The sequence below is a fragment of the bacterium genome, from assembly GCA_040755755.1.
Taxonomy (GTDB): Bacteria; SZUA-182; SZUA-182; order DTGQ01; family DTGQ01; genus DTGQ01.
Genome location: JBFLZW010000079.1, coordinates 13,194 through 25,123 on the forward strand (window position 1 = coordinate 13,194; position 11,930 = coordinate 25,123).

Below are 11,930 nucleotides of genomic sequence, written 5' to 3' on the forward strand. Positions count from 1 at the left end.
TTACAATCCTCCAGTCACTTCAAGAGTTGCTCCGGTAATGTAGGATGCCTCCTTTGAGGCCAGAAATAATACAGCCTGGGCCACTTCCCGGGGAGTACCGAAACGCTTCAGAGGTATCTCTTCCCGGTAAGCCCGCCGCCTTTCCTCCGAAAGGTCCTGAATGAATTCCGTATCAATGAATCCTGGAGAAACACAATTTACAGTAATACCCCGGGTAGCTACTTCTTTGGACAGCACCCTGGTCAGGGCTACCAGACCGGCCTTGGAGGCTGCGTAGTTGGCCTGACCGGCAAACCCGAACTTTCCGCTGGGAGAGGTAATGTTGATTATCCTTCCATACTGCTGGTTCATGAAATTGCGCACCGCAAATTTGCACATATGATAAGCGCCCGAAAGATTAACCTCAATCACCGCTTTCCAGTCGGATTCTTTCATCATGCCTAACACCGCATCCTTGCGGATTCCGGCATTGTTGACCAGCACCTGGAAGCTCTGGTATCTGGCCTCCAGATAGTGATAAAATTTCTCCACCTGGCCATAATCCGCCACATCCATCGACTGTAAGTCGATACTGGGAGAGAATTGCCGGTTCTCATCCAGAAATTGTCCGGCTGCGGCCTGATTGGCATGATAGATACCCACAATGCGTGCTCCGGAATGCAAAAAAGATTCAGCTATGCTCTTGCCGATCCCCCTCGTAGCACCGGAAATTACCACAATCTGTCCTGAAAAATCGAACATGTTCGCTCCATTTTACAAACTGCTCATATATTTATCCACATCATGGGCTGCAATCACTCCGTAATTGGCAGCGCCCAGCCAGCCGGACATGATTATGCCCACTGACCCGGTGTGGAACAAGCCGCTGATTTGGCGGGAAAGGTCCATACTTACTTTCAATCCTTCGAATTTGGTCCCGAAAGAGGAGCCCTTGACGTGAAGTGCATACCGCCGAAAGGTCATGGGAGTGGCTGCCTCCGCATGGTCGATCTTATCCCGGACTCCGGGCAGGTACTTTTCCAGACAGCGGATAGTAACTTCGATCAGTTCTTTCTTGGCAGCCTGATATTCCGCGCAAGACAGAGCCGCCCAGTCGTCGTAATGGGCATTGGTTGAAGCCACGATCGTAAACCGGTCGGAACCGGGCCGGATGGACGGGTAATAGAAGGAAAAGGTCCGGCTGGTGGTATGCCTGCTTCGAAGCTCTTTGGGATCAAATGTGGGGGATTCCGAGGTAAAGAGCAGATCCCCTGCATAATCGATGCTCTCTCCCTGCCTGATGCCGAGATATACCTGGCAACTGCTGTTATTGACCCTCACTTTCCGTACCTGTTCGACAAATCCCTGGCTAAAGTACTCATCTCCTACCAGATCATGGATAGTGGACAGCAGATTGGCATTGGATAATACGGCCTTGCAGCGAATGGTCTGTCCATTGTTTATCTTCACCGCAGCCACTTTCCGGTCTGTGACCAGGATCTTCTCGACCAGGCATTTCAACCCGATATCCACGCCGCTGCTTTCAAGCTCTGCCTGCATCTGCCTGATCAGCCGGTCTGTGCCGCCCTGGAAGGTAAATACTCCTTTACTCATGAAATTCGAAAACACAATACCATAGGTAATAGCCGGATCATCGAGGTCAGAGCCATTGGCATAGGTTATCGGCTCCATCAGCATGCGCATCACATCATCCCGTCCAGGGAAAAACTTCTCGAACAATTCCCTGGCGGTCATGGTCTGATCGTCATAAAAATCCATGTCCTGAACAGCCTGGAAAAACCCGCAAACCGCTTCTTCGCTGATGCCGAACCGCTCCTTGAGGATGCGGGTAAAATCCCCGGTATCGAAGGTCGTGGTGAGGGAAAACTGAGGGTTATCAAAGCGGATTTCCTTGAGCTGGACAATGGACCGGGCGATTTCCGGCGACCAGTACTTGCGGCAGGTTTTAATCATGCCGACCGGAAATCCATGCAGGGAAACATCGAAGATGTGTCCCCCCTTTCTGGTAAACCAGGTGGCCAGGCCGCCAAGCTTGCCATGCTGCTCCAGGAGCAGCACGGAATAGCCGCATCTGGCCAGGCGATGAGCGCCGGTAAGCCCGGCCAGGCCGCCGCCGATGACAATAACGTCGTATTCTGCCTTCTTACGATCGAGAGAATTTATGGCTCTATCCTCATCATGAAATCCTGGGTAGTCCGTGCCGATAATGTGACACGACGCAGAAACGTAATTATAGTATATCTGGTATAGCAAATCAAATAATTTCCCGTTGATATTGACATATTTATCATATTCTTATACAGTTAGAAGCAAGGGCTGGTGTTTTTGGCAATGATATGGCGAGGTTGCCGTGAGCAGAAACGAGTATTTACTCATCAAGTCGAAAGTCAATATTATCCGTGAGCTTCAGCGAAAGCGAAAGTATGCGGAGGCTGAGAAGGAGATACAGGATGCGCTTCAGGAGCACCCGGACAATGGGCTGCTGCTGAATTGCCTGGCCGAAGTATATGTGCGGCAAAGGAATTACCAGGAAGCCGGCCTCATCCTGGATCAGAGGCTGCGGTCCAATCCACGGGATTTTCAGGCCCTGGCCCTGACCGGAGAGCTTAAGGCCAGTCAGGGGCTTTACCAGGAGTCCCTGCCCTACTTCGAGCAGGCCCTTGGCCTGAAAGAGAGCAGCTACCTGTACTCACAGTTCGTGCGGGCACTGAACCAGGCCGGCCAGGAGGAAAAAGCCCTGAATGTGGTCAATACCGCCCTGGAAGCCTATCCTCTGGATGCTTACCTGCTGGAAGAGAAGGGGAAGATACTCAGGAAGCTGAAAAAGTTTACCGAAGCTGCCCAGGTGTACGAAAAGGTTCTCAAGGCTGATCCTGACGACTCCTTTGCCTACAAGGAATATATCCGGATCAAAACCTCCGGCAAAAAAAATGAAGAGCTCATCCAGGAACTGAAAGCCATTTTAAAGGTTCCCAGCCGGGCCGGGAATCCTCACCTGCACACCCTTCTCGGCGATACCTACAAGGCGGAGCGAAAATACGAGGAAGCCGCGGTGGCCTATCAGCAGGCACTGAAACTTTCGCCGGACAACAACTATGTGCTTGGGCACCTCGGCTTTTGCTACTCGAAACTGCAAAAGTATGCCGAAGCGCAGGATGCCCTGCACGCTCCTTTCATCCATGATCCCCTGAATGAATATGTGCGGTCAGCCATCATATCAGCCTACCGGCACACCGGCAATATCTCCGGCCTGATGGCAGTCCTTGAGGAAGCGCTTCAAAAACACCCGAAAGCCTACCCCCTGATCGGCATCCTGAAAAAGCTCCAGAAGGAGTATGAAGCGCAAGGAGGGGAGAATGAGGAGAGAAAAGATTAACGCCCCAAGCGCAAGTCCTGATCCTGATATCCTGAACGAAATCGTCAGGAGGATAGTTGCAGCAGTCCATCCGGTAAAGGTAGTGCTTTTCGGGTCCGCCAGCCGGGGACAGATGGGGCCGGACAGTGACCTGGATTTCCTGGTAGTGATGCCTGACGGTGTGCACCGCCGCCAGACAGCCCACACGATCTATCGCAGTCTTTCGGGCGTCGGTGTTGCCAAGGATATCGTGGTGGTAACGGAAAGCGACATCCGCAATTATGGGAATAATGCGTCTTTGGTAATATATCCGGCATTGAGAGAGGGAAAGGAGCTGTATCGTGCCACAGGATAGGCCTATACCAGGGTCGGCATCCGATTGGCTGGCTCGCGCAAAAGGGGATATGGCCCTCGCCAGGGGCCCTCTTCCGGAGGGTGCCTTTTTGGAAGATCTGTGCTTTCATGCGCAGCAGGCGGCGGAAAAAGCAACCAAGGCCCTCTACATCCATCACGGCATTGTTTTCCGCTACACTCATGATTTGGATGAGCTCTTCGCCGGTCTCAAGAAACGGGGAATAAGGATACCTGATGCAGTGGAAGATTCTATTCTGCTGACGGGTTACGCCTGGGAAGCCCGATATCCGGGAGTCACTGAGCCAGTTACCGAGGAAGAATACCGGAAAGCTGTTCGGCTGGCAGAGGAGGTCATCGTATGGGCTGAAAAGGAGTTGGTGGGGGCACGGGGGAGCAGCAACACCGCAGGCGGTTGAGCCAATACTCAATGCCTCAAAGCAGCCCAAACAGAGGGACCTAGGGTCCCTCTGGCATCAGGACCGTAACCCCGCCGGTTGGTTTGGGAAATTCAAAGCCCATCTCCAGGGAGGAAAAATAGGCACTCGAGGTGGCGATAGAAGCATGCGAGCAAAAGACTGCCCCGCTTTTATCAAGGCTGATAATGCCTTCATTGGTATCAGGCAGAGTTATGATCGAGCTTACAGCAGGCCGGAGGTTTCCCTCTGTTCCGGGTGGCGCTACGACTACCAGTAAGGATTTCAAGGGAAGAAACAGCATGATGCCTCGCTCACGCTTGAACTCATAGCCCGCGCCCAGGGTCAGATACAGATAGTTCCTGCTTGCGGAGACGACACTGTTGCATTTTATCACAGGCTTGACTTTCCGGTGGGAAAATTCTTCGATCCAGTCAGGAGGTGAAACAGGCAGGTTCTCTTCAGCAGCCGGGGCAAGATCGAGCTTCCAGGCGATTGCTCCCAGATTCCCGAAATCTTTGATTGCCGAAAGCGTGCTGCCACTTACGCAGTAGATTTTTCCATCCGGACCGACGGTTGGCGAGGCAGGCATATTGCCGACGTGGAGCCTCCAGATTCGTTCTCCCTCTTTGTCAAAAGCATGTAACGTTCCTGCTCCATCAAGCACATAGATATGCGATCCATCGGCCGAGATAACCGGGCTTGCTCCGCTGCCCGCAGTTACCCTTGTTTCAAAAGCCAGCCGCAACTTGCCGGGGAGGTTACTCTGGCCGGGGATAAAATCTATACCGTAAAACCTGCCCTGTACTGTATTGGGTCGCTCAGGAGACTTCACGGTACCAAGAATATAGATTCGACCATTGGACGGATTCACTACCGGAGTATTCGTGATTTTGAACCGGTAACCCATAAGGCCATTAAAGGCATCACTCACCGATATCGGGCCATCCTCATTCACCATCCCCTCCCATAATCCCCGGGGAGCGATGATCCTGTAAAATTCCCCCGGCGGCTGTCCGGGAAGCTCCAGGGGAGGTGCTGCCAGGTGACCGTCATCGGGGTCAAGTACATAAACCATCCCATAAGCGTTTATACCAACAACATGGCCATCCAGAGAGAAAACCCCGGAGGCAAAAGGCCCGCTGACCTCAGAGCACTTCCATTTCAGGCTTCCATCAGCATGAAAACTGAAAAATTCATCGAAATCAGCGATATAGAGATCACCATTGCGATCTATCAGCGGAGAGCTGCAAAAGGCACTGGCATCGAGCATATAGTTTCGCCACAGCTCATTTCCTTCCCAGTCAAAAGCATGCAGATTCCCATAGTTTTCTTCTTTCCCGGTGGTAAAATAGATATGTCCTTCCGGTCCAATCACTGGAGGGGTGATGACTGCCGAATACTCGCCCTCCAAAGCAAGCCACTTTGGTTTCAGCCGGGCGGTTGTGGTAAAGGGGATGTAGTTCGAGTTCCTCGAATCCCGGTGTATGGCAGGCCAGGATGTCTGAGCATATTGAACCGGAAGCTCCCAGGAACTTGAACCCTGGCTGAGATTGCCCTCTGGTCCAGACAGCAGGTTGATGGATTCTCCCGCAAAGCCAGGACCGTGATGCCATCCAATAATGACTGACATAGTCAGGATTAAAACCGTTTTCTTCTTCATAAGGCTCCTTCCTTTTCCTGTTGAAATGCAATACCTGCCTGAAACCTTGACTATGTAATTAATCGGCTGAACGAATTTTTTTGCCGAGTTGTACGCCTGCTCCGGATGTCAGGCAGCAGGGGGAATACCGGCAAGCTTTCATTCAATCAGGTAAAACAATACCTGAAAAGGTCATTTTTTATTGCACGGCAGAGGTAAGATAAGGTTATAAGTGAGCATGGTTGCAGGCAAAAAGCAGCGAGGACCTTCGCGATATCATTCTCCTGGGAGAGCGCAAGCGATAAGTGGGGGAACCTTCTTCTGGCTCCTGGCTCCTGACTTCTGACTCCTGAGCAAAAAGTTCAATATTCACCCGTTCACAGTACGCCTGAATAAAAGTATAGAACAGAGATGTGATAACTTCAACTCTCTATTTTTTTGTATACATAGTTTACACTCAGTCATCTCCAGTTGACATCCGATGTCAACAATAATTCCATTGCCTGGCCGAATTGTATCACCATCCGAAAGATAGCGGCATATTTACGTCATTTCTATGGTACTTACATAACTTATAGCACTTATATCTTAGCGGGGTAGTCCCCTGGCTGCTTCACTATCCATCGGGAGTAGGCCATATAATGGCATAGATCCTGCATATAAAATATTCTATAGGGTTCCGGAAGAGATGGCATTATTCACCCACCGCCCGTTAGTTCCATCCTTGAAGCTCGATCGCACCTGCTCCCGGTATCTTCCACCTGAAGATAAAAGATAATTGCTTTATGTCCCTTGTATCAACCCCCAAAATCTCACAGGAGGAGATGAGAAATGTTAAAAAAAATCAGCTTTACAGGAGTATCGTTAACCTTATTGCTACCGGTATTGCTTCCCTTTTTTCTTACCCGGTCCATCCATGCCGCCAGTGTGGGTTCTGACGGCGGCATCACCGTCAGCCTCTCCTACAGCGGTGATCTTGACAGTGACATGGTTACTGACAACGATGGCCACCCCATCCTTGATGATGAGGGGAATCAGTGGCAGGCCAGGGACAAACTGGAGCATGACCTTGGGCTCTTCGCTCAGCATGTTTTTGAGATGAGCGAAGGGAAACAATACATCCGGCGAGTCCTCATCAGCAATGAGGCCAGGGCCTGGGCAAGCGCGGATATCCGCTGGGATATGGGTGCCGGGACTTCTACGGCAACTCTAGGCGGATGGACGAACAGCCTGCTGTATCACCTGAACATCCGCCGGGGCTGGAGGACCAGTATTCACGATGTGGCCTCCCATGAATTCGGGCATTACTTCTATGGTCTTTCCGATGAATACGCCAAAGATTACGGGTATTATTCCGGTCATTTTCCTGGTGGCCCCAATTTTGATGTCCGGGAAACGGTCGGTGACCCCGTCACGGTTATGAACGCCAATACACCTCACCAGTTCTGCGACCATACCGATCATGAGGTCACCATTGAATATACGCACCCTGATACCGGGACGCTGGTGACCCAAACCCTGACTCCGGCGCTGCTCGACGACGGAGACCCTGACAATGACGGCCCGATCAACAATTGGATCAATCAGTTGTATGCACTCGACGGCTGGGCAGTTGCATGCCTGAATCATACCGACATGATCGGACACCACACCGATGGAGTCAGACCGGTTATAGATTTTTCAACCATGCCTGAAGTCGAATTGAGATATGTCGAGCATGACGGCACGGTTCCGGGAAGAATCCTGCTCCTTGACCGGTCCGGCAGCATGAGCCATGAAGAGTATGGCATTCCGGCCAGTCAGTATGTTCAGGAGGCTGGCATGTTTTTGTATCACAGCTCGGAGCCGGACGATTACATCGGCACCTTCGCTTACAATCACGAGGTTGACACGCTCTTCGGTTACGATCATTACAACAGTGCCAGCACTCTGGACCATTTCCTCGATCCGACAGGTCTAACCGACATTCACCTGGCCCTGGAAACTGCTCTTGACACCTTTGAGGCCACCCATGGAGCGGACCATATCGCCGGGGCGGAAATCTTCCTGATGTCCGACGGAAAGCAGACTACCGGGGATGACCTGTGGACCCAGGTAGAGCGGGCCAGAGATGCCGGAGTCGTCATCCACACCTTCTCCTATGGTGATGCGGACGAGACGACCATGCAGAATATTTCCACGGAAACCAGCGGCGACAACGTCATCATGTCCGAGAATGACGGGAGCCTGATGAATCTGAAAATGGGCATAGTCAAATCGATAGCCAGAAAGCGCGGATGGTCCGCCATGTACAATTATTTTGGAACCCTCGAGTGGAAGGCACTGAATGATAACATTTCCTACAGCACGGTCAGCTTCAGGGTTCCTGAAAATTCAAAAGATGTAAAGTTTTACCTGTTTCCGGAAAGCGTTAATGTACAGCGGTATTCCTTCAGTATGGCCAACCCGCCTGGAACCAGCACCTATACCAGCAGCCTCGACAATACCCAGAGCAAGGGGCGGTTCTTAGGGAAGAAGGCGAAAAGTCCTCAGTCAGGTCAGTGGACCGTGAATATCATGGGAACCCGGCAGACAGGAACAACGGCCGCATACGCGGGACCGTCAGTGAGTCAGGGGAGAGTATATCTTTTAGCCTATATCGATAATCCGGACATCAATGCTCAGGTCTGGCTTGACAAACCTTTGATCCATGTTGGGAAGGATTACCCCAAAGTGCCGGTTTATGCTTCGGTTTCCAATAAATACCTTTTAACCAAAGCAAATGCCGTATCCCGCATCTATGACCCGAATGGCGTCCAGGTAGGCACCATCGAGATGTCTGATAGCGGTAAAAATGGGGATAAAATTTCTCAGGATGGTATCTACACCGGCATTCTCGATACCTCAAAGCTGGTCATTACTTCATCAACCTTCGCAACTGCTTACTTCCGGCGGGTAATCAGCCGGTTTACGATCAAGACCAGTTTTGCGGTTACGGAATCCTCGGTTCCAGCTCCGAATACGGAATATGAATACGGAACAGACTATAAGGCGATCCTGAAAAGCTTTAAGCCATCCAAATTCGATGCCTATGCGGAAGTCGCCGGGGGCCTGACGCAAACCAGTTATCAGCCCTATCTCAGTATCAAACTGGATAAGAGTATCATTATGGAACAGGGAAAACGTTACCAGGAATGGATTACCATCGGTAATGCATCTCCCGGTGCGGAAAGCCTGAGAATCAACCTTGGCCAGGGGATAAAGGTGGGAAGCATTACCGCGGATCGTACCAGGGAAAATAAGTATCTGGTTGAATTTATCGTCAGTCAAAACGCATTGTTAGGGAAACGGGACCTTTCTGTTCAGTTCGGCAATACGGTTCTCACCAAAAGCGGCTACGCAGAGATAATTCCTGGTGTCAACCGGGAAATCTGCGATGGCAGGGACAACGATGGTGACGGCAAAATAGATGAGGACCTGGTCAGAGCCTGCTCCACTGCCTGCGGGAGCGGCACGGAAGTCTGTCAGAAGGGCAAATGGGTCGGCTGCACTGCCCCCCAGCCCCAGGCCGAAGTGTGCGATGGCAAGGACAATGACTGCGATGGCAAGATCGACGAAGACCTGGTAAGAGCCTGCTCCACTGCCTGCGGGAGCGGCACGGAGGTTTGTCAGAGGGGTCAATGGGTCGGATGCACTGCCCCCCAGCCCCAGGCCGAAGTGTGCGATGGCAAGGACAATGACTGCGATGGCAAGATCGACGAGGACCTTACAAAACTCTGCTCTGATGGAAAAACCAGGGCCACGTGCCTGAATGGTCAATGGGTCGGCTGTCCCGGACCCCAACTGTGCCAGGAAAGTGATTCAGGAGAACTGGACGTGCCCGGTGTCGAAGGCAAAAAGGAGGGAGAAGTCCGGATTCCGGTGAGGATCCAGTCCGCTTCCCGTCAAATCAGCAGCCTTGGGTTTGAATTTACTTATGATCCGACTGTCCTGGAGTATCTTGCCTATGAGCGGGGAGATCTCGTTACTTCATTCAATATGTTTGATGTCAGCAAGGTCAACCCTGGCCGGCTCAGAATCGCCGGGATATCTACCGCCAGCGGTATTCCCAAGAAAGCAAGCGGGTATATTGTCTGGCTGAAATTTAAGGTAACCGGAGGGACGGAAAATATGTGCTACCTCCTCGGCCTGGAAAAACTGGCCGATGAGCTGACCGGGCTTTCCTCCAGTCATGGCTGTTTCTGTATCAGAACCAATATCTGCACCGGAGACCTGAACGCAGATGGGGCAATCACTCCCAAGGATGCGCTGATTGCATTCCAGTGTTATCTGGGATTAGTCCAATGCCAGGAATGTGTCGATGTCAATCAGGATGGCACGTATTCCCCGGCGGACGCCCTCTGCCTGTTTAAGAAGTATCTGGGTCAACCTTCCTGTCTGGATTAGGTTAAACAGGATGCGGTTAGAACCTGTCAGGGTCTGAAGATAGTGTTACAGGCAATCACCCGGCCAATGCCCTTGCATTGGCCGGGTGATTGTTTTCGAGTTACCTTAGTATTACAACGAGACTTTTTCCTCTTTCATTAAGTGAACGTCTCGTTGTAGTATTAGTTAGCCGCTTTTTCAGCCTTGCTGTGGAACTCTGTTTGGATCAACGGAAATTTTCAGCTCTACACGGCGGTTAGCCGCTTTTCCTGCCGGGGTGTCATTCGATGAGACCGGCCTTGATTCGCCATACCCTACGGAACTGAGGCTTGATATATTAAGCTGCTTGCCTCTGAGGTAGTTTTCTACTGACCGGGCTCTTTTCTCCGAAAGTTTCTGGTTATAATCCTCTGAACCATCACTGTCGGTATGCCCTTCGATCACTACGATGTTTTCCGGATATTTGGCAAAAACTGCTGCCAGTTGATCAAGCTTGATGGCTTCACCTGCCTGAATCTGATCACTATTTGTGTTAAACAGTATCTGGATAGTCGCGTCGATTTTCTGTGCCTGTTCATCGACCTGAACATTCTGCATTCCGGGAACCTTTGCCAGTTCCTGCTTCTGGTTATCCAGACGCTTACCGATGAGGGCACCCAGAGCACCACCGGCTACCCCTCCTATGATGGCGCCTTGAGCTCCATGTCCTGACTGATGCCCGATGATCCCGCCCAGTGCGGCACCTGTTGCTGCGCCGATTCCTGTGCCTTTTGCCATATTGCTGGCCGCACAACCGCTTAAGTAACAAGAACCGGCTAAAAATACTACCGTTACCAGAAAAGCTGTGATCCTTTTCATGAGTCAACCTCCTTTAAGTATAAGTTTTAAGGGCCTGGAGAGCAACTCCCGGTGTTCTTGCGCCGTGGTAACTCCCCGCTTGCTAATTCAGTTGCGGTCTTTTCATCCAGTCAGCAGTTCCTCACCATAGTGCAGCTTACGGAACGTGCTTTATGCATGGTTTCCATATCATAGGGTTGATCCGGAGCGGAGCATCGTGAGAGGTCCTGCATCGGTGAGGCATTATCCAGAGCTTATCCATATCAAAAAACGTATCCTGCCATTGTGAACATCACAGTACGAATGATACACGGCGGTATTAGATAACCTTGATTGCTCAGATATTAACCTTATCGACCCGATCCCTCTCAATTATCGGGAATATGGTTCTCCTTCCAAAACAAGTTATCAGGCGGACAGCCCTCATGAAAATGGCTGCTGCTTGGTGAATTTCGTTGAAAATGCTCTCTAATCCTGATATCCTGGTTATGGATTATAGATGAGAAGAAAAACGCAATGTTTGTTACCTTATTGGCAGTTACATTTTTTATCGCCCTCCTTGTTTCGTTTATCGTTGCCAGGATGTTTACCGGGCCTGTGGACAACATCCTGAGGCGGATCATTGCTGAGGAAATCAGAGGAGCCTGGCTGAAATATTTAAAATTTGCCATTTACGTTGTTGGTATCTCCAGCGGAGTACGGATCTGGGAGCTTGAAAAGTATATCACTCCGCCTCAATATGCCAAGAACCCGAGAATCGTCGAGCTGACTACCGACCGGTGGATTCTGGAGGTTTACCGGACCGTGATCGAAACACTCCAGGGGATTGCCTGGATGTTGCTCGTATTTTTTGCCTTTGCACTTATTGCCTACGTAATCGTCAGGATATTCGAGTCCAGAAAGCCCAGGCAGACGCCGTAAGTCC

Annotated in this window: 9 protein-coding genes; 5 read left to right on the forward strand and 4 right to left on the reverse strand. The window is 51.1% G+C overall.

Translation table 11 applies throughout. The features are described 5' to 3' along the window. A complete protein-coding gene (gene fabG, locus AB1611_20960; GenBank protein ID MEW6382053.1) occupies positions 1-741 on the reverse strand; it encodes a 3-oxoacyl-ACP reductase FabG in 741 nt (246 codons plus the stop codon). A 12-nt stretch (positions 742-753) separates the two neighbouring features. Beyond that, on the reverse strand, positions 754-2,163 hold the full coding sequence (locus tag AB1611_20965; protein ID MEW6382054.1) for an FAD-dependent oxidoreductase: 1,410 nt from the start codon (positions 2,161-2,163) through the stop codon (positions 754-756). Between the two features lie 187 nt (positions 2,164-2,350). Between AB1611_20965 and AB1611_20970 the strand changes: the two genes are divergently transcribed. From AB1611_20970 to AB1611_20980, 3 genes are read left to right on the forward strand one after another with little or no spacing between them, the layout of a single operon-like run. Next, a complete protein-coding gene (locus tag AB1611_20970) occupies positions 2,351-3,376 on the forward strand; it encodes a tetratricopeptide repeat protein (GenBank protein ID MEW6382055.1) in 1,026 nt (341 codons plus the stop codon). Further along, the gene (locus AB1611_20975; GenBank protein ID MEW6382056.1) at positions 3,357-3,710 is read left to right on the forward strand and encodes a nucleotidyltransferase domain-containing protein; all 354 of its coding nucleotides are present in this window, start codon (positions 3,357-3,359) and stop codon (positions 3,708-3,710) included. The genes AB1611_20970 and AB1611_20975 overlap by 20 nt, the downstream gene beginning before the upstream one ends. Continuing rightward, positions 3,697-4,125, forward strand: coding sequence for a HEPN domain-containing protein (locus tag AB1611_20980; GenBank protein MEW6382057.1), 429 nt, complete (start codon positions 3,697-3,699; stop codon positions 4,123-4,125). Before AB1611_20975 ends, AB1611_20980 begins: the two co-directional genes overlap by 14 nt. 40 nt (positions 4,126-4,165) lie before the next feature. Here the strand turns inward: AB1611_20980 and AB1611_20985 are convergent, their stop codons facing one another. Then, positions 4,166-5,785, reverse strand: a complete 1,620-nt coding sequence (locus AB1611_20985) for a PQQ-binding-like beta-propeller repeat protein (GenBank protein ID MEW6382058.1) — start codon at positions 5,783-5,785, stop codon at positions 4,166-4,168. Between the two features lie 810 nt (positions 5,786-6,595). Here AB1611_20985 and AB1611_20990 point away from each other — a divergent pair. After that, positions 6,596-10,189, forward strand: coding sequence for a MopE-related protein (locus tag AB1611_20990; GenBank protein MEW6382059.1), 3,594 nt, complete (start codon positions 6,596-6,598; stop codon positions 10,187-10,189). Positions 10,190-10,366: 177 nt separating this feature from the next. Here the strand turns inward: AB1611_20990 and AB1611_20995 are convergent, their stop codons facing one another. Then, entirely contained in the window at positions 10,367-11,026 is a 660-nt protein-coding gene (locus AB1611_20995) for an OmpA family protein (GenBank protein ID MEW6382060.1), read from the reverse strand. A gap of 495 nt (positions 11,027-11,521) precedes the next feature. Here AB1611_20995 and AB1611_21000 point away from each other — a divergent pair, with 495 nt between their 5' ends. Continuing rightward, complete coding sequence (locus AB1611_21000) at positions 11,522-11,926, forward strand: hypothetical protein (GenBank protein ID MEW6382061.1); 405 nt, start codon at positions 11,522-11,524, stop codon at positions 11,924-11,926. Positions 11,927-11,930: the final 4 nt, after the last annotated feature.